20 protein-coding genes are annotated in these 17,654 nt (G+C 70.5%); 14 read left to right on the top strand and 6 right to left on the bottom strand.

The genetic code is table 11. From position 1 onward, the window contains the following. The first annotated feature begins 163 nt into the window (after positions 1–163). The 4 genes from GCN81_RS13945 to GCN81_RS13930 all read left to right on the top strand — a co-directional run bounded on the left by GCN81_RS13945 (position 164) and on the right by GCN81_RS13930 (position 3,668). Positions 164–1,072 (top strand): universal stress protein, encoded by a 909-nt coding sequence (locus GCN81_RS13945; RefSeq protein ID WP_197287628.1) that lies wholly within the window; start codon positions 164–166, stop codon positions 1,070–1,072. 95 nt (positions 1,073–1,167) lie between these two features. Continuing rightward, the gene (locus GCN81_RS13940) at positions 1,168–2,043 is read left to right on the top strand and encodes a universal stress protein (RefSeq protein ID WP_156724895.1); all 876 of its coding nucleotides are present in this window, start codon (positions 1,168–1,170) and stop codon (positions 2,041–2,043) included. Between the two features lie 180 nt (positions 2,044–2,223). Further along, positions 2,224–2,862 (top strand): CBS domain-containing protein, encoded by a 639-nt coding sequence (locus tag GCN81_RS13935; protein ID WP_197287635.1) that lies wholly within the window; start codon positions 2,224–2,226, stop codon positions 2,860–2,862. A gap of 50 nt (positions 2,863–2,912) precedes the next feature. Then, positions 2,913–3,668: an SDR family NAD(P)-dependent oxidoreductase gene (locus tag GCN81_RS13930; protein WP_156724893.1), complete on the top strand. Its 756-nt coding sequence runs from the start codon at positions 2,913–2,915 to the stop codon at positions 3,666–3,668. Positions 3,669–3,684: 16 nt separating this feature from the next. On the opposite strand, the gene GCN81_RS32985 is transcribed toward GCN81_RS13930, so the two are convergent. After that, positions 3,685–3,828, bottom strand: a complete 144-nt coding sequence (locus GCN81_RS32985) for a hypothetical protein (RefSeq protein ID WP_407697967.1) — start codon at positions 3,826–3,828, stop codon at positions 3,685–3,687. A 227-nt stretch (positions 3,829–4,055) separates the two neighbouring features. On the opposite strand from GCN81_RS32985, the gene GCN81_RS13920 reads away from it, so the two are divergent. Genes GCN81_RS13920 through GCN81_RS13910 form a run of 3 tightly spaced genes read left to right on the top strand, consistent with a single transcriptional unit; the run spans position 4,056 to position 6,562 of the window. Beyond that, entirely contained in the window at positions 4,056–5,423 is a 1,368-nt protein-coding gene (locus GCN81_RS13920; protein WP_156724892.1) for an MBL fold metallo-hydrolase, read from the top strand. Positions 5,424–5,459: 36 nt separating this feature from the next. Beyond that, positions 5,460–5,816, top strand: a complete 357-nt coding sequence (locus tag GCN81_RS13915) for a rhodanese-like domain-containing protein (RefSeq protein WP_156724891.1) — start codon at positions 5,460–5,462, stop codon at positions 5,814–5,816. Further along, positions 5,813–6,562, top strand: coding sequence for a sulfite exporter TauE/SafE family protein (locus GCN81_RS13910; protein WP_156724890.1), 750 nt, complete (start codon positions 5,813–5,815; stop codon positions 6,560–6,562). The genes GCN81_RS13915 and GCN81_RS13910 overlap by 4 nt, the downstream gene beginning before the upstream one ends. A gap of 18 nt (positions 6,563–6,580) precedes the next feature. Here the strand turns inward: GCN81_RS13910 and GCN81_RS13905 are convergent, their stop codons facing one another. Next, entirely contained in the window at positions 6,581–6,862 is a 282-nt protein-coding gene (locus GCN81_RS13905) for a metal-sensitive transcriptional regulator (RefSeq protein ID WP_126884403.1), read from the bottom strand. A gap of 72 nt (positions 6,863–6,934) precedes the next feature. Here GCN81_RS13905 and GCN81_RS13900 point away from each other — a divergent pair, with 72 nt between their 5' ends. The 3 genes from GCN81_RS13900 (at position 6,935) to ppdK (ending at position 11,484) form a co-directional block, all read left to right on the top strand. Then, entirely contained in the window at positions 6,935–7,501 is a 567-nt protein-coding gene (locus tag GCN81_RS13900; RefSeq protein ID WP_156724889.1) for a rhodanese-like domain-containing protein, read from the top strand. A 340-nt stretch (positions 7,502–7,841) separates the two neighbouring features. Then, positions 7,842–8,714 (top strand): universal stress protein, encoded by an 873-nt coding sequence (locus GCN81_RS13895; protein ID WP_156724888.1) that lies wholly within the window; start codon positions 7,842–7,844, stop codon positions 8,712–8,714. 67 nt (positions 8,715–8,781) lie between these two features. After that, positions 8,782–11,484: a pyruvate, phosphate dikinase gene (ppdK, locus tag GCN81_RS13890; protein ID WP_156724887.1), complete on the top strand. Its 2,703-nt coding sequence runs from the start codon at positions 8,782–8,784 to the stop codon at positions 11,482–11,484. A 319-nt stretch (positions 11,485–11,803) separates the two neighbouring features. Here ppdK and GCN81_RS13885 read toward each other — a convergent pair whose 3' ends face one another. Continuing rightward, a complete protein-coding gene (locus GCN81_RS13885; RefSeq protein ID WP_156724886.1) occupies positions 11,804–12,799 on the bottom strand; it encodes an Acg family FMN-binding oxidoreductase in 996 nt (331 codons plus the stop codon). Positions 12,800–13,208: 409 nt separating this feature from the next. Here GCN81_RS13885 and GCN81_RS13880 point away from each other — a divergent pair, with 409 nt between their 5' ends. Together GCN81_RS13880 and GCN81_RS13875 are read left to right on the top strand one after the other, a co-directional pair. Next, the gene (locus tag GCN81_RS13880; RefSeq protein ID WP_156724885.1) at positions 13,209–13,424 is read left to right on the top strand and encodes a hypothetical protein; all 216 of its coding nucleotides are present in this window, start codon (positions 13,209–13,211) and stop codon (positions 13,422–13,424) included. After that, on the top strand, positions 13,424–14,293 hold the full coding sequence (locus GCN81_RS13875) for a universal stress protein (protein ID WP_156724884.1): 870 nt from the start codon (positions 13,424–13,426) through the stop codon (positions 14,291–14,293). The genes GCN81_RS13880 and GCN81_RS13875 overlap by 1 nt, the downstream gene beginning before the upstream one ends. Positions 14,294–14,405: 112 nt before the next feature. On the opposite strand, the gene GCN81_RS32355 is transcribed toward GCN81_RS13875, so the two are convergent. After that, positions 14,406–14,786 (bottom strand): P-type ATPase, encoded by a 381-nt coding sequence (locus tag GCN81_RS32355; protein ID WP_231626705.1) that lies wholly within the window; start codon positions 14,784–14,786, stop codon positions 14,406–14,408. On the opposite strand from GCN81_RS32355, the gene GCN81_RS32350 reads away from it, so the two are divergent. After that, positions 14,703–15,194: an HAD family hydrolase gene (locus GCN81_RS32350; protein ID WP_231626704.1), complete on the top strand. Its 492-nt coding sequence runs from the start codon at positions 14,703–14,705 to the stop codon at positions 15,192–15,194. The two genes, GCN81_RS32355 and GCN81_RS32350, sit on opposite strands and share 84 nt — an antisense overlap. A gap of 230 nt (positions 15,195–15,424) precedes the next feature. Then, positions 15,425–15,688 carry a cation transporting ATPase C-terminal domain-containing protein gene (locus GCN81_RS32345; protein ID WP_231626712.1) on the top strand — a complete coding sequence of 88 codons (264 nt, stop codon included), beginning with the start codon at positions 15,425–15,427 and terminating at the stop codon, positions 15,686–15,688. On the opposite strand, the gene GCN81_RS13860 is transcribed toward GCN81_RS32345, so the two are convergent. Next, the gene (locus tag GCN81_RS13860; protein ID WP_156724882.1) at positions 15,621–16,268 is read right to left on the bottom strand and encodes a CBS domain-containing protein; all 648 of its coding nucleotides are present in this window, start codon (positions 16,266–16,268) and stop codon (positions 15,621–15,623) included. The two genes, GCN81_RS32345 and GCN81_RS13860, sit on opposite strands and share 68 nt — an antisense overlap. 452 nt (positions 16,269–16,720) lie before the next feature. Continuing rightward, positions 16,721–17,227, bottom strand: a complete 507-nt coding sequence (locus tag GCN81_RS13855) for a flavodoxin domain-containing protein (protein ID WP_156724881.1) — start codon at positions 17,225–17,227, stop codon at positions 16,721–16,723. Between the last annotated feature and the right edge of the window lie 427 nt (positions 17,228–17,654).

Raw genomic sequence — 17,654 nt, 5'->3', positions numbered from 1 at the left:
CCCTGCCAGAGGCGCGGAGGAGCGGTCACGAACCGTGCACCGCGCAATCAGGATCCGCGAGAAGCGGATGGGCTCCTTTCGTCCCTTGCTGTGGCTGCCCCTGCCACGTCGCCATGGTCGTTGGAGTCTGCCCTACAGCCGCGACGCCACCGGGAGGCGCATCATGCGCAAGACGATCGCCGTAGGCATAGACGGCTCCGCCGAGAGCAATGCCGCCGCCCGTTGGGCCGCTCGTGAGGCGGTGCTCCGGGGACTGCCTCTGACCCTGCTCCAGGCTGGCTACGAGCCGACACCGCGTACGCGCCTGCCGGAGATCGACGTACCGGCCGAGCGTGAGAACCGAGCACTGGACTTCATCGGCAGGAGGCTTCTGGCGGACCACCCGGGCCTGCGTCTCATCCCCCGCCGAATCGCGGAGGCACCGATCCCGGCCCTTCTGGCGACGGCTGCGTCCTCCACCGTGCTGGCCCTCGGATCACAGGGGTTCAGCGGCCTGGAGGGCTTCATGGTCGGTTCCGTGGCGTTGGACGTCACGGCGCGGGCGCGAGGCCCGGTCGTTCTCGTCCGCGCCGACGAGCGGGCAGAGGACGAACACGCTCCCGCTTCCCCCGGCGAGGTGCCCACAGGGACAGGGACACCTTTCCGGCCGGTCGTCCTCGGCATCGACCTGGAACATCGCGGTGACGAACTGCTGTCGTTCGCCTTCGAGGCGGCGAAGGCGAGGGCGACGTCGCTGACGGCGGTGTACGCGGGGAAAGCGCGTGTTCTCCGCCCCCACGGCCGGACGGGTGGCTCGGCCTCGCCTGAGGAGGAGGCCGAGAACACGCGGGACGCGACGAGGCTGTCCCTCGCCGCCGCACTGCGCCCGTGGCGCGAGAAGTACCCGGAGGTGGCGGTTACGGAGCGGCTGGAGGAGGGGCGTGCAGGGCCCTGCCTGCGGCTGGCCGCCGAAGACGCGAGTCTCCTCGTCGTGGGTCACCGGTCCGATGCTGGTGACCGCATCGGACCCGTGACGCACGCGATGATCCATCACGTGGACTGCCCGTTGGCTGTGGTGCCACACGCCCCCTAGACCTTCCGTAGCCCGACCGGCCCTGGGAGCGGCGGCTTACGCGCGTGATCCTGAGAAGGAGACCGTACGACCCCGAGTGAAAGGCGGTGGGGACAATGGAGTCACCTCTGGTTGTCGGCGTGGACGGTTCGGACCCCAGCTTCCAGGCGGCCGACTGGGCGGCGGACGAGGCGCTCCGCCACGGCCTGCCGCTCCGCCTTGTGTACGCGTCCCTGTGGCAGCGTTACGAAGGCGCCGCCCTCGCGACCAGTCTCAGCCGCCCCGACGGGCAAGTGTTCGCGGAGAACATCGTGGGAACAGCGGCGGAGCGCGTCATGCGCCGTACCCCCGGCCTCAAGGTCGTGACCGATGCCCTGCCGGAAGACACGGTGGAAGCGTTGCTGAGGGAAAGCCGGAACGCCTTCGCCCTCGTCACCGGCTCACGGGGGCGAGGCGAGATCGCCGGCCTCCTGCTCGGCTCGGTGAGCCTGTCCGTGGCCGCCCGGGCGCACTGCCCGGCGATCGTTGTGCGAGGGGACAAGGCGGGGCTGGCAGGCACGCATGAGCGGATCACACTCGGCGTCGGGGACGCCGACATCGATTCCGCGGCGGTCCGGTTCGCCTTCCGCGAGGCGGAGCTGAGGGGCTGCATCCTGGATGTGGTGTGCGCCTGGCGCCGCCCGGCGCACGAGACCGCGGACCATCCGCTGCTGGCCGGTGACCCTGCCCGCTACTACGAGGTGGAGGCCTCGACCCGGCTCGACGCGGCTCTCAAGTCGGCCATCCGCGATCATCCGGGCGTCCGGGTGCGGCGAGCCACCGTCGAAGGCCCCGCGCGCAAGGTCCTGCTCGCGCGGTCAGAGGCGGCCGACCTGCTGGTCGTGGGAGCCCGGCGCCGTCACCACGAGTTCGGCATGCAACTGGGCAGGGTCGCGCACACGGTCCTGCACCACGCGTCCTGCCCGGTCGCGGTGGTGCCTCGGCGCTCGTGACGCGCGGCCGACGGTCCGGAGGGTCACTCCGGTCCGTACGGCGGGCCGCTCGGCCCTGTCGCGCCGCGTACACGACGCACATGCTGAAGGCGAGGAACTCACCCATCCGGCGCTCAGCCGGTGCACGCCCGAAGGGAGCCCGCAGTGAACAGCCGATCCCCACACACCGTCAATGATGTGATGACCTCGACCGTTGTCGCCGTGGGACTGGACGCCCAGTTCAAAGAGATTGTGGCAGCCATGAAGGAATGGCAGGTCACCGCGGTGCCCGTGCTGGAGGGCGAAGGGCGTGTCGTGGGAGTCCTGTCCGAGGCGGATCTGCTGAACAAGGAGGAGCTGCGCGACAAGGAGCCCACGATGATCGGCCAGATGGAGCGCCTCGCCGACTACGCGAAGGCTGGTGCCGTCACCGCTCGGGACCTGATGTCCAGTCCCGCGGTCACGGTCTCCGCCGGCGCCACGCTTCCTCAGGCCGCCCGCCTGATGGCCGAGCACCGGGTGAAGCGCCTGCCGGTCGTCGACGAGCAGGGCATCTTGAAGGGCATCGTGAGCCGGTCCGACCTGCTCAAGGTCTTCCTCAGGACGGACGAGGACCTCGCGGCCGAGGTGAGGCGCGAAGTGGTCGACCGCTTCTTCCCTGTCTCCCGCGGCGGGATCCGGGTGGCTGTCGAGAAGGGATGCGTGACGCTCACCGGGTCGGTCCGCGACGAAACGCTGCTCCCTGTCGCCGAGCGCCTGACTCGGGCCGTGGAAGGCGTGGTGGATGTGCGCTGCGACCTCATCGCCCCCACGACGGCCGACGTCGCCCCGCGGCAGTGACGCGTCGGCCAGGAACCCACAACCGGACCTCATGATGCGAGGAGGCTGTCATGAAGGCACTGAGCGGAAGGACCGCTTTGGTGACAGGCGGTGCGCGCGGCATTGGTGCGGCCATCGCCCACACGTTCGTGGACGAGGGCGCGCGGGTCGTGATCGCCGACCTGCTGGAGGAAGAGGGCCGGGCGCTCCAGGAGAAGCTGGGAGACGCGACCCGCTTCCAGAAGCTCGACGTGACGAACGACGTCGACTGGGCCACCGCGGTGAGCGAGACGGAACAAGCGTTCGGCCCGGTCTCCGTACTGGTCAACAACGCGGGCATCGTCGAATTCGGCTCCATGGAAGAGACGGACCCGCAGGTCTTCCAGCGGGTCATCGCCGTCAACCTCTACGGGCCTTGGCTTGGCATACGTGCCAGCGTGCCATCGATGAGACGTGCCGGCGGCGGAGTGATTCTGAACGTTTCCTCCACGGCCGGACTGATGGGTTACGCCAACCTTGGCGCGTACGTGGCCAGTAAATGGGGTCTGCGTGGTCTGACGAAGACGGCGGCCCTGGAGTTGGCCGCGTCCGGCATCCGCGTGTGTTCCCTGCACCCCGGTCCGATCGCGACCCCCATGACTGCCGGTATGGATGCCTCCATAGCGGCCGATCAGCCCATACCGCGCTTCGGGACGCCCGAGGAGGTGGCCGCCATGGCCCTGTTCCTGACGGCGGACGCCACGTACTCCACGGGCTCGGAGTTCGTGATCGACGGAGGTGCGACGACAGGCAGCATGGTGCTGGCCCAGCGGGGGGACGGGGACTAGAAGGAGCCGGTTCAGGTCAGGGAGGCGAGTGCCGCGTCCCGTCGTGGGCTCCGCGGCGACCGATGTCGCGGTCGGCCCGCTGTGCCTGGTGGGAGAGGGACAGATCGCAGGCCCCCAGGATCAGATACTCCGCCATGTCATGGGCGAGCTTGGCGTTCAGGGTGCTTGACGTCGATTTCGGTGAGGATGCCGAACCCTTGGTCGCTCAGGGCCCGGAGGACGGCGCTACGGCGGCGGGGAAGCCGGCCGTCAAGGGGACGGCGCGGTCGTAGCTCATGAGCCACGGATGGTTCAGGCGGCGGCATCATCGCTCGAAAATACCCCCCGGGGTATGTCTGCTACGGTAGATGAAGATACCCCCGGGGGTAACAAGAAGGAGTGGTGATCGTGTTCTTCGTCGAGAGCCTCGAGCTGGATGGCTTGGGCAACCGCAGCTATGTGGCCGGAGGCCGGGACCTCGCCGTGGCGGTGGACCCGCCGCGCGACATCGACCAGGTCATCGCCGCAGCGGCCCGGCGCGGAGTGCGCGTCGTGTACGTCGTGGAGACACATGTCCACAACGACTACGTGAGCGGTGGCCTGGAGCTGGCCCGGGTCACCGGCGCCCGCTATCTTGTCCCGGCCGAGGCGACTGTGGCGTTCGCGCGCACCCCGGTCGTCGACGGTGACACCTTCACCGTGGACGAGGGCTTGGTGCTGCGGGCGCTGGCGACCCCCGGCCACACGCCGCACCACACCTCCTACGTACTCGAGGACGACGGGCGGGGAGTCGTCGCCTTCACCGGTGGGTCGCTGCTCATCGGCAGCGTGGGGCGACCGGATCTGGTAGAGCCCCGACTGACCGAGCACCTGGCCCGGGCGCAGTACGCCTCAGCCCACCGCCTGGCCGGTGAACTGGACGACGACGTGCGGGTGCTGCCCACCCACGGGTTCGGCAGCTTCTGCTCCTCGTCCCAGGCGGAGGGGGAGACGACCACGATCGGCGCGGAGCGCCGGAGTAATGACGTGCTCACCAAGGACGTGGACACCTTCGTCGCCGACATGCTCGCCGGGTTGGAGGACGTCCCGGCCTATTACGCGCACATGGGGCCGGCTAATGCCGCCGGTCCCGCCCCCGTCGACCTGACTCCGCCCCAGCCGGCCGACGCGGGACAGATCGCGGCCCGGCTGGCGGCGGGAGAGTGGATCGTGGATCTGCGGAACCGTGTCGCCTTCGCTCAGGGGCATGTCGCCGGGTCGTTCAATTTCGAGGGCGCGGGAGAGCTCGCCACCTACCTGGCCTGGCTCGTCCCGTGGGGTAAGCCCCTCACGCTGCTGGCCGAGACACCTGAGCAGATCGCCGACGCCCAGCGTGAACTGGTCCGGGTTGGCATCGACCGCCCGGCCGCCGCCGCCACCGGCGCCCCCGCGGGCTGGGTCAGGGAGGGGGAGGAGCTCGCCTCCTTCCCGCGAGCCCGGTTCGCCGACCTGACGGCCGCATGTGAGCGTGGGGATCGCGTCACGGTGCTCGACGTACGCCGGGACTCCGAACGGGAGCACGGTTTCGTCGACGGCTCGGTCCACATCCCGATCCACGAACTGCACGGGCGCCTCGGAGAGGTGCCGCCCGGCGTGGTGTGGGTGCACTGCGCCGGCGGGATGCGCGCGGCGATCGCCGCATCCCTGCTGGATGCCGCCGGACGCGACGTCGTCGCGGTCGACGACGGCTTCGACGCCGCGGAAGAAGCCGGCCTCACCCGCACCCGCACCGCATGACCCCCCCCGCATCACCTTCGTACGGAGTGACGCACGATGCCTTCTCAGCGCGGCCCTCGCCGTCTCACCCCAGCCCAGGCCCGGCAGCGGATAACGCGGGGCCACGCCGCCCTGCTCGACGTCCGTGAGACCTACGAGTGGACCGCCGGCCACGCACCCGACGCCGCGCACGCGCCCCTGACCCGGCTTCTCGCCGGTGCCGCATTGCCACCGTCCGCACAGGGCCGGCCCATCATCGTCATCTGCCGATCGGGGAACCGCTCCCGCCAAGCCGTCGAGATCCTCGCCAACAGCGGGGTGGAGGCGACCGACGTCACCGGCGGCATGGTCGCCTGGGCAGCGGAGGGCCTGCCGGTCGTCGACGACCGCGGCGACACCGGTTTCATAGCGTGAGCGCGCTCGTCCTGGCGCTGATCGCCGGTGCCGTGGTCGGCCTGGCGCTCGGCGCGCTCGGGGGAGGCGGCAGCATCCTCGCCGTTCCCGCGCTGATCTACCTGCTCGGCTTCTCCCCCGCGGCGGCCACCACGGCCAGTCTGATGATCGTCACCGCGACTGCCGCCACCGCCCTGTACGCGCATGGGCGAGCGGGCAACGTGCGGTGGAAGGCGGGAGCGCTCTTCGCCGCGGCCGGCATCCTCCCGGCTGCCACCGCGGGGGCAGCCGTCTCCCGGCTGCCCCAGCAGGCGCTGACCGCCGCCTTCGCCGCCGTCGCGGCGCTCGCGGCGCTGAGGATGCTGCGCCCGGGTGGCGCCGGGGACCCAGCTGAGCATGTCAAGCGGCCGGCCAGGGCGGCGGGCGCCGGAGCGGGACTGGGTGCTCTCACTGGGCTGCTCGGGGTGGGTGGCGGCTTCCTGGCGGTCCCGGCGCTGGTCACAGTCCTGGGTTTCGAGATGCAAGCCGCTGTCGGCACCAGCCTGCTGGTGATCTCGGCAAACTCGCTGGCATCCCTGGTCACCCGGGGGTCGACGACGGCGGGGCTCGACTGGGCCGTCATCGCACCGTTCGTCGCCACGGCGATGCTCGGGGCGTGGGACGGCAAACGGCTCGCCGCCAAGGTCCCTGGCACGGTGCTTCAGCGGGTCTTCGGCGTCGTCCTCCTGGCGGTGGCCGCTCTCATGCTGCTCGATGTGCTGACATGACGCGGCGGGAGGGCCGGCTCAGGCCAGCGACAGAAAGAGCTTCTCCAGCCGCGCCCGCATCTGCTCACGGTCACCGCTCGCCGCCATGTCCGCGTCAGTCAGGCAGTGCTGCAGACCAGTGGCGATGATCGCGAATCCCGCCTTGTCCAGGGCGCGAGAGGCAGCGGCCAACTGCGTGACGACATCCTCGCAGTCGCGCCCTTCCTCGATCATCTTGATCACCCCGGCGATCTGCCCCTGCGCCCGGCGCAGCCGGTTGACCACTGTTTTCAACTCATCCGCTGCCATCGCCAGTTCCACGAGCCACTCCTTCGATATACCCCTACGGGTATCCTACCGGAGCGGTATCTCCCACTGAGCAGAAGGAAACCAGTGACGCTCTCCACCGCACTCACCGCCGAACAGGCCAGCGGCCGTCTGCACGAACTGACCGTGATCGACGTCCGCACTCCGGGCGAATACGCGGCGGGCCACCTGCCCGGCGCACGCAACGTCCCTCTCGGCCACCTCGAAGCGGCCCTGCCCGCGATCAGGGCAGCCGCCGACCGTGGCGATCTGCTCGTGGTATGCGCCTCCGGCGCCCGCTCGGCCCAGGCGTGCGCGACCCTGGCCGCCCACGGCATCATCGCGGCCACGCTCACCGGCGGCACTACCACCTGGACCCAGCTCGGCCACGACACCCATCGCCCCGAGGGCGCGCGTACGGCATGGGCCATGGAGCGCCAGGTGCGCCTGGCGGCCGGTTCGCTGGTTCTTGCCGGAATGGCCCTGGGGCAGCGCTGGCCCACGGCACGCCTGTTGTCCGCCGGGGTCGCCGGCGGACTGGTCTTCTCCGCGCTCACCGACACCTGCGGCATGGCGCGCGTGCTCGCCAAGCTGCCCCCCAACCGCCCGAAGGCCACGGACCTGGAAGCCACGTTCACCGCGCTGGCGAGCTGAGGCTGCCCGTACGCGCAGGCGGGTGGCCAGCGGTCGGTCGTCAATGCGGAAAGCGGGCCCGGCCCGGAGGCCGCCGCGTTCAGTGCCACAGCAGTGATGACCCCGGCGGTCAAAGGTCTGCCGGGCACCAGCCACCGCTGTGGGCGGCTGCCGCAGCTCCGCCGATGACACTGGGGCAGCGCCCACGAGTTCCCGGGGGCACCATACGGAGAGGAGAGAGGGGCCCCATCGGACCCGGTCCGGGCCCTCTGGCCCCTGCTGCCCGCTGCCGAGGTAGGCCACTGTGGAGGCAGGAAGACTCGTCCTCATCGGGAGGAGTCCTCATCGCGAGGAGCGCATCATGGTCCGCACTGTCACCGTCGGAATCGACGGTTCACAAGAAAGCCTGGCGGCCGCGGGCTGGGCCGCCGATGAAGCTCTGAGCCGCGACCACCTCCTCCGTCTGATCCATGTGCGGAGCTACGACACTGATCCCGGCGCCCGCTACGTGGAGCCTGAGGAGAGACGCCGCTGGGCCGAAGACACGCTTCACTCGGCGGTCCAGCACGTTCGCGGCACCCGGCCTGACGTACGCATGGAGACGGCGGAGGTTCGGGGAGACCCTGTCGAGGCGTTGGTCACCGCAGCGGGTGAAACGGACCTCCTGGTTCTTGGCTCCCGTGGTCTCGGTGGCGTGACGGGCTTCATCGCGGGCTCGGTCTCCCTCGCCGTCCTGGCACGCGTAAGTCGCCCGGTCGTCCTCGTCCGGGCCCTGCGGCCGGATGAGAACGAGCCGGTCGGTACGGCCGGTGCCATCGTCCTCGGACTGGACCTGCCCCTAGCCAGCGACGACGCCCTGGCCTTCGCCTTCGGCTGTGCCGAGCGTTACGGCTGTGGGCTGCGCGTCGTGCACAGCTGGTCCCTGCCTCCGGTCTACGGGCCGGACACTGGCGGCGCCCTGCCGATGCTCATGGAAGAGGTCGCGACCGAACGGCGGAGGGAACTCGAAGCGGCGTTGGCCCCGTGGGTGGAGAAGCACCCTGACGTCGCCGTCGGTCGCCAATGCCGCCAAGGGCGTGCGGCCCAGGACCTGGTGGAGGCTGCGCGAGAGGCCCGTCTGATCGTCGTCGGTCTTCGGCACCGCAGCTCCCGACTGGGAGCACACGTCGGCCCGGTGGTTCATTCCGTACTGCACCACGCGGCGGCGCCGGTGGCGGTCGTTCCGCACGACTGACGACCGAGCCGCGTCAACCGGCCGCACAGAGGGAAGTCGGCAGGCAGCGAGAGACGGGTGTGCCGTGATGGATCGGAAGTACGTGTACGACTTCGCCGAGGGCGGCCGGGAGATGGCGGACCTCCTGGGGGGCAAGGGCGCGAATCTCGCGGAGATGGCCCGTATGGGGCTGCCCGTCCCCCCGGGCTTCACCATCACCACGGAGGCCTGCCGGGTCTTCCTGGAGACCGGGGAGCCGCCGCCGGAGCTGGAGCGTCAGGTCGGCGAGCACCTCGCCGCAATGGAACGCGCGGCGGGACGGCGGCTTGGGCAGGTGGACGACCCTTTGCTGCTCTCCGTTCGCTCCGGGGCCCGGTTCTCCATGCCGGGCATGATGGAGACCATCCTCGACATCGGTCTCAACGACCTGTCCGTGCTCGGACTGGGCAAGACCCCCGAGAGGGAACGGTTCGCCTGGGACTCCTACCGTCGCCTCGTGCAGATGTTCGGCAGTACGGTCATGGGCGTCGACAGCGCACGTTTCGAGAAGGCCCTGACCGGGATCAAGGAGCAGCACCACGTCGCCGACGACACCCAGCTCGACACTTGCGACCTGATCCGACTGGTCGAGACGTACCAGGACGTGATCCTGGAGGAAACAGGCGAAGAGTTCCCCCAGGACCCGGCCGAACAGCTACGGCGGGCCGTTCTCGCCGTCTTCACCTCGTGGAACGGTGAGCGGGCACGGATCTACCGGCGCCGCGAGCACATCCCGGACGGCCTGGGCACCGCCGTCAACATCCAGACCATGGTGTTCGGCAACCTCGGCCCCGACTCCGGCAGCGGTGTCGCCTTCACTCGCGACCCGGCCACCGGGCAGCCCGGCGTCTACGGCGACTATCTGCCGAACGCCCAGGGGGAGGACGTCGTCGCGGGAATCCGCAATACCGTGCCCCTCCAGCGTCTGGAGAACCTCGACCCGGCCTCCTTCGCTCGGCTGTGCGATTGCGTGCAACGGTTGGAGGCGCACTACCGCGACCTGTGCGACATCGAGTTCACCATCGAGCGCGGCACGCTGTGGATGCTGCAGACCCGTGTCGGGAAACGCACCTCGCAGGCCGCCTTCGCCATCGCGGGGCAGCTGGTCGACGAGGGGCTCATCTCCGACAAGGAGGCGCTGGCCCGGGTCGACGGCGAAGGGCTGGCACGCCTGATGTTCCCCCGGTTCGACACCTCCGGTACGCGTGAGGTGCTGGCCCGGGGCATCCCCGCCTCGCCGGGTGCCGCCGTCGGGGCCGTCGTGTTCGACTCGGCCGAAGCGGTCCGCCGGTCCGCCGGCGGAGAGAAGGTCGTCCTCGTACGCCAGGAGACGACCCCGGACGACCTGCCCGGCATGATCGCGGCCGAAGCCGTGCTCACCAGCCGCGGCGGCAAGACGAGCCACGCGGCCGTAGTCGCCCGGGGAATGGGCAAGGTCTGCGTCTGTGGGGCCGAGGAACTCACTGTCGATCCGAGAAGGCGGCTCTTCTCGACGTCCTCGGTCACGGTCAGGGAAGGCGACGTCATCTCCGTCGACGGGTCGGAGGGCCTGGTGTTCCTGGGCGCCGCCCCTCTAGTGGATTCGCCGGTCATGCGGTACTTCGAGGACGGCGGGCAGCCGCCGGCCGAGTCGGCCACCCAGGTCGTACGCGATGTGCACCGGCTCATGAGGCAGGCGGACGGCGCCCGGCGCATGGAGGTGCGGGCCAACGCTGACACGCCGGAGGACGCCGCCCGCGCCCGGCGGTTCGGAGCCCAGGGGATCGGCCTGTGCCGCACCGAGCACATGTTCCTCGGCGAGCGTCGGCCTCTGGTCGAAGCGATGATCCTGGCGCACGACGGAGCCGAGAGGGAAGCGGCCCTCAGCACCCTCCTGCCACTGCAGCGCGAGGACTTCATCGGGATCCTGGAAGCGATGGACGGGCTGCCCGTGACCATCCGGCTGCTCGATCCGCCGCTGCACGAGTTCCTGCCCGACCTGACGGAACTGTCGGTACGCGTCGCCCGGCACGAGGCACTGGGGCGTCAGCCGGACGCCCACGACACCGAACTGCTGGCGGCGGTCACCCGGATGCATGAGGCGAACCCCATGCTGGGCCTGCGCGGCGTACGGCTTGGCCTGGTCGTGCCCGGGCTCGTGGCGATGCAGGTACGCGCCGTCGCCGAGGCCGTCGTGGCGCGCCAGCGCGCCGGTGGCGATCCCCGGGCCGAGATCATGGTGCCGCTGGTCGACGCCGTGGAGGAACTCCAGCTGGTAAGGGCGGAGGCCGAGCGCGTCTTGGAGCGGGTCTCCGCCGATACCGGCATCGCGCTGGACTGCCCGATCGGAACGATGATCGAGCTTCCACGCGCAGCCCTCACCGCGGGCCAGATCGCGCGGGACGCACCGTTCTTCTCCTTCGGCACGAACGACCTCACCCAGACGACCTGGGGGTTCTCCCGGGACGACGTCGAGGCGGCGTTCTTCTCCGCCTATCTCGACAAGGGCATCTTTCAGGCCTCTCCCTTCGAGACGATCGACCGCGAAGGTGTGGGGCGTCTGGTCGAGATCGCCGTCGCGGAAGGCCGGGCCGCCCGGCCCGGGCTGAAGATCGGGGTCTGCGGGGAGCACGGGGGAGACCCTGATTCCGTCCACTTCTTCCACCAGGCCGGCCTGGACTACGTGTCGTGCTCGCCCTTCCGCGTGCCTGTCGCACGTCTCGAGGCCGGACGCGCGGCGCTCCACGTCACGGAGGCCCAGGCGAGCCGGTGAACCGGACTCCTGATGCGATGACCCCGATCCGTGCCTGGCGTGGAGTGCTCAGGGGCCTGGCCCGCACCGGTACGGGGCCTCTGTGGCTTGCCAGCCGCGTGATCGCCGTCGGCAGGGAAGGGAGCCGCCGTGTCCGACCGTCCTCAGACCGGTCCGGCGCCGTCCGGACCGGGGGCCAGGGGCGACGTGGGCAGACGGGTGGCAGCGCGCCGCGGGCCGACGGCGGCAGGGACCTGTGGATGACCGTGACGCCCGACCGGTGACCGGGCGCCTGATCGTCGTACGGGGCCTGTGACGCTCTCCCCGCAGACGCGGACCGTCAGATGATGACCAGCACCTCGGACAGGGGCCTGCGCGGGGTGTCGGGGGCCTCCGGGCCGTAACCGAGGCGGATCAGCATCTGCGGGTACTCCGCTCCCGACACGGGGTCCCGCAGCGCCCGGCGCAGTTCCGGCCATTCGAGTACCTGTGAATTCAGGGACGTGGAGAGCCCGTCCTGAGTCGCCTGCAGCAGCACCCGCTCCATGGCCTGACCGGCCCGCAACCAGTCCTTACGCTCATCCTCCCGGGTGCCGAGAACCGCCAGACAGGGCGCGTCCTCGAACACCGCGGATCCACGGCCCTCGACGTAGCGACCCCCGGCGAAGTCGCGGACGGGCGCCCGTCCGTCATAGCGGCGGGGCCCCAACGCGTAGAGCGGAATACCTTCAGGCCTCGCGGCGCCGGTTCTCGGATCGTCATCCGTGCCGGAGATCCAGCGGGCGAGCTCTTCACGTACGGCTTGGGAAAGACCCTCCTCGAACTCGGCGTCCCAGACAAGTTGCTGGATCCACTCGACCTGCCAGTCGCCGGGCAGATCGAGCCGGGCGCCCTCAGCGCGCGCGGCACCGCGCAGCCCGTCGAGCAGAGCGGGGGGAACCGCTTCGTCGCTGAAGGGTTCTCTGCTCGTGTGCCGCCTGCGGATCGCTGGATACAGCTCGGCGACCTCGTCGCTCTCGACCGGCTGTACGAAGGTGATCATCGCCAACGTCTCCGGACCGGTGGCCTCCGGCATCAGCCGGACGCGCGGCTCCCATCCCGCCTGAGCCGCGGCAACCCGCAGGTTGAACAGAGCGGTGCCGCATCCCAGGTGCAGACCGCGTCCGGAGGGGTCGCTGCGCGGCATCGCCCGCGTGGCGTCCATCAGCAGCCGCAGCTCGTTTTCCGCCTCGGCGTAGTGGAACAGCCAGGGCTGGGCGTTGTGCATGGACGGTGCCATGGTGGCGTCGGCGACCCAGGAGGCCACGGACGTCGTGTCGGGTGTGTGAGCGGGCATCGGAGCCACCTCCGAGACGTACGGTCATGGAAGGGCGGGTCCGCCGGATCCATAGCTCCGGTCCTTCGGCTGAAGGACCGTACCTTTCGGTCACCTCTTCAGTGTCACCGTTCCCGGAAGCGCCGGGCAGGGACCGAGCGGGTACGGCCGAGGCCGAATGGCCCTGGCGCCGCGACGCTGGGCCCGGCGCGCGACCCGCGGCCCGCGCGCCGTCGCGCTCACCGCCTTCTCGCTGTGCGCGGTCGGGGCCGTGTACGGAGGGTCTACAGGGCCGAGCGGGTACAGCGGCCCGGATGTCGCGACGGAAGAACAGGGCCCTTCGGACCTACGAGGGACCTGCGCGGCCCTGCCCGCACCCGTCCCGCGGTGACAGCGTGAACGTACGACGCGTAATACCGAGGAGGGAACCATGAACACCGGCATCCCCGGTGGCGCGGACCTCCACACGCTCATGCTCGGATCTGTCGGGCTGGAGGTCACCGCGCGGTCCCGGCTGCCCGTCGTCGTGGTGGTGGTGCGGGGGACTGGGTGGGATACGCGGCATGTGGCTCACACCGCGTCGCGCCATGTGCATGGCCCGGTGGTGATCGTGCCCCGCGGGGGCAGGAACGGTGAGGAGACGTGATGATGAGTTCAGCAGCCCGCGACGAGGTACTCGTGGGCGTCGATCCCCGCGAGGTCTCGGTGCCCGTACTGGCGTGGGCAGCCGCTGAGGCGGCGCGTAGGGGTGTGCCCCTGCGGCTGCTGCTGTCGGTACCCCCCTTGCACGAGACCCGGCATGTGGACACGAGCCCGCACTACATGTCGCTGCGGGCAGAGGGCGAGAAGGCCCTGGCCACGGCAGCGGACACGGTGCGGGCCCTGCGGCCCGACCTGCCCGTGACGACGCAACTCCTCGACGGGATGCCCGCCGCGGTCCTGTGTCGGCAAGCAGCGGCACACGCTCGCCTGGTGGTCGTCGGCTCGCGTCGGCTCAGCCGCCCGGAGGAGATCCTCAGCGCCGGCTCGGTGATCGTTCCGCTCAGCGCACAGGCCGATTGCCCGGTGGTCGTCGTCGGAGAACCCGAGCACACGGAGCACCGTCCCGGTCGCCTGGTCGTCGGTGTCGACGGCAGCGAATCGTCGAGGGCTGCCGTGGAGTTCGCCTTCGAGGAGGCGAGCATGCGTGATGCGGCGGTGCGGGCCGTATCGGTATGGCAGCGGCCGCTCATCGCATTCGGCGACGATCAGGCCGTGCTGGACGAACGGCGCCGACTGCTCGGTGAGGCTCTCTCGGACTGGACGCGGAAGTACCCGGACGTCCCTGTGACACAGGAGGTCCTGCGTGGCCACCCGGTCGAACGGCTGGCGCAGGCGTCGGCGGACGCCTTGGCGGTGGTCGTCGGCCGACGGGGGCGTGGCGGGTACACCGGAATGCGCCTCGGCTCGGTGGTGCACGGGCTGCTGCACCGTGCGCACTGCCCCGTGATCACCGTGCCCGTGGTCACTACCTGAACGGTCCGGTCGGCTGGAAGCCGATCGATGGACGGAGAAGCCACATGCGATCCGCTCCGACTGACGCGGCTACCGACAGACCGAACGAACGCCTGCAAGGGCTAGCCGACGATCAGGCCGCTTGCCTCCTCGCCGCACACGGTCCCCACGCGGTGACCGCGCGGCGAGCGGTCGTCTCGACGGCGGACAGGCGCCGGACGAGGGCGTGCCGGGCAGCCATGCGGCGGGCGCCGAGAGCGAGTGCCGAGGTGGCGGCCGCCGGGAGCGATTCGGGGACTGCCGCGACCGCGCGGCGGATCGCCGTCACGGCCATCGTGGCCGGGGTCCTCGGAGAAGGCCGAGCACGACCGAGCACCAGGCAGAGGGCGAGCGCCACCACGGCGAGCACACGGCCGAGCGCGGCTAGGCGGTGCTGCGGGGGCATGGGCTTCGGCCGAGTGTCCAGCATCTGTGCTATACGGCCGAGGGCGCTGTCCGCTGGCGTGGCCGTCACGCGTGCGGTTCCCCGGCCTCGGACCACGATGGTGCCGGTACGCAGGACGGCCTCATGACGCACCGACTCGCGGACGCGGAAGTGGAAGCGGGCCTTCGCCTCGTCGGCCTGGCCGCGGTCGTCGGCCCGCCGAAAGCGGGCGCGGTCGGCACTCTGGCCGACCGCAGGGCCGCGGGCATCACTCCCGTACTGATCACAGGTGATCACCCGGCGACCGCGAGCGCCATAGCCGGGCGCGTCGGCCTGCTCACCGAGGCCGACCCCGGCGAGGTGGTCACCGGGCGGGCACTAGCCGCCGGGGAAGTGCCGGACGTGACCGACGTACGGGTCTTCGCCCAGACGGACCCGAAGCAGAAGCTCGACATCGTGCAGGCGTGGCGGGCCCGGGGCCATGTGACCGCCATGTGACGGGCGACGGCGTCAACGACGGACCGGCCCTGCGCCAGGCGGACATCGGCGTCGCCAGTCGCCATGGGGTGGAGGGGCACGGAAGTGGCACGACAGGCCGCCGACCTCGGGCTGACAGGTGACGAGCTGTCGAACGTCGTCAGCGCCGTCGAGAAAGGGCGGAGGGTCTACGACACATCCGGCGCTTCCTGTTGTACGAGCTGGCCGACGGCGCCGCCGAGATCCCGGTCATGCTCCTGGGTCCGCTGTTCGGCCCGTCACTGCCGCTGCGTGCGGGGCAGATTCGCTGGATCAATCTCCTCACGGATGGTCTCACCGGGGTGGCGGTGGGTGCCGAGCCGGTGGCGAAGGGAACCACGAGGCGGGCTCCTCGCCCGCCCGACCAGCCTGCGGGCGCCACCCACGCGCCCGGTGACGAGCGCGCCGTCAGCGCGCGATCACCTCCGGACTGTGCAGGTCGACCCGGATGTCCACGACTCCTTCCACGGCCCTGATCGCCCTGGCCAGCAGCGGCACCAGCGCCCGGTCCCGCAGCTCACCACCCACGGTCACGACACCGTCCTCGACCACCAGGTCCACCTGGGCCGTGTCCGGCAGGTCCGGCAGAACGGTGTTCCGGATCTCGGCCGCCATGTCCTCGTCGGACCGCAGAAAGACTTTCAGCAGGTCGCTCCTGCTGACGACACCCTCCGGGCGGCCCAGGCTGTCCACGACGGGCAGGCGCTTGACGTGCCGCCTTGCCATGATCCGGGCGGATTCGGCGATCGTGGCGTCCGCGTGGACGGTGACGGCGGGGCTCGACATGAGGTCCTCCGCGTACACCGCGCTTGCCTTCGCGGTGTCGGCGAGCGGTCGGTCGCGCAGAACCTCCTCGTCGACGCGGTACTCCTCCTTGGGCAACAGGTCGGCTTCCGAGACCACTCCGATGACACGGCCTTCGCCCGCCAGCACGGGCAGGGCGCTGACCTTCCACTGGTTCATCAGCTCGACGATCTCCTTGTACGACGCCCGGCTGCCCACCGCCACAACGGTGTGGGTCATGACGTCGCTCACGGTGTGGGGTGACGCGGTCATCGCAAGCCTCCTAGGTTCAGGCTCGCCGGCCTGCACTGGCGCGGCGTTCGGTTCTCTCGAAACGCAGTTCGGGTAAGGGTGGCGCCTCCGTTCCGGCTTCACCTGGTCCCATTCGTTAGCCCAGCCCGCCGTGCGGCGTTGACCACAGGCGACGTGTACGGCTGTCGCGGCGAGTGCACCGGCGCCCGCTGTCAGTGCGCCGCCCAACAGGCCTCAGTGCGTCGGCCCAGATGGCGCGGCCGTTCAGCGGGGCGGTCACGACCCTTCCCCTCCGGGCCCAGCCACCTGCACGGTCGGGGTCGTAGGCGTACCGGCCGACAGTCGTGCGACCGCCGGTGCGCTGCGAGGACCGGGCCGCCGAGGAGCAGGAGCAACCCCGCTTCGGGAACGTCCACGCGCCGGTGCAAGGTGTGCTCGCGCCACGGGCGTGTCCCGACCGCCGCAGGCATGGTTCATGTCCGTTCCGGGGCCTTGATCTTGGAGGCCACACCAGCGGCCCACTCCGCGATGCGGGGCAGGTCACGGAAATCACCGCCACGGTCCTCGTCGAGGATCGCTTTGGCCATGCGGCCCTTGGCGCCGGTCTGGAGCCGTCCACCGAAGGTGACGTGGTCACGTGCGTCGGTACGGCGCTGCGCTCGCCGGGCGCCCGGGACGGGCGGAATTCCCCGCTCCGAGGCCGAGGGGTCGAGCGGGCCGCTGCTGAAGAGCCAGACCGGCCGTTCCCGCAGCGCCCGCCGGTGCTGCCGGGCGAAGCGCCGGGCGTCCCGGTGCCAGCGGCCCATATACAGAGCGCCGCCGATCACGACCGCGCCGTAGGACGCGACGTCCGTCACCTCCGACGGTGGCCGGACCTCCGCCTCCAGCCCCTCGTCCCGCAGGACGGAGGCGATGAAGTCGGCGATCTCGGCGGTAGAACCGTTCTTGGTTCCGTAGGTGACCAGTACGTTCGTACGCACTGTCTCCACCGCCCTTCTTCGAGCGCCGGCAGGTGCGCTGAGCGCGTCATCCGCCCGGTGTGCGAGTGGTTCCACTTCTGAGGGTGCGCTGAGGTGCGGGCACATTGAAGGGCCTGTGAGGCAGAGCTCGGGGCCGAATGGCCCTCCTCCCTCCGACGCGGCACGCAGGCAGACCTCGATAGCGGTCTCGCCACCTGCGCCGCACGGGGCGTAGCCACTGCCGCGCAGAGGCCTTGCCGACCCGGCGTACGCGATCGGTGTTGCGGGTGGCGAGAACGAATCCCGAGTGAATGTTGTCGAAGCGCTTCGCGGAATCGTCAGTTCCTCGGAGGAATCTCGGGAGCGACTCTTGTGCGCCCCTGGGCGTTCACTTAACCTCACAGCAACATCGAAGCGCTTCGACACCCCCTCGCTTCGCAGTGCGGGG

Origin of the sequence: Streptomyces apocyni, assembly GCF_009739465.1 — a bacterium.
GTDB classification, from domain to species: Bacteria; Actinomycetota; Actinomycetes; order Streptomycetales; family Streptomycetaceae; genus Streptomyces; species Streptomyces apocyni.
This window is presented reverse-complemented; position numbering and strand designations above follow the sequence as displayed.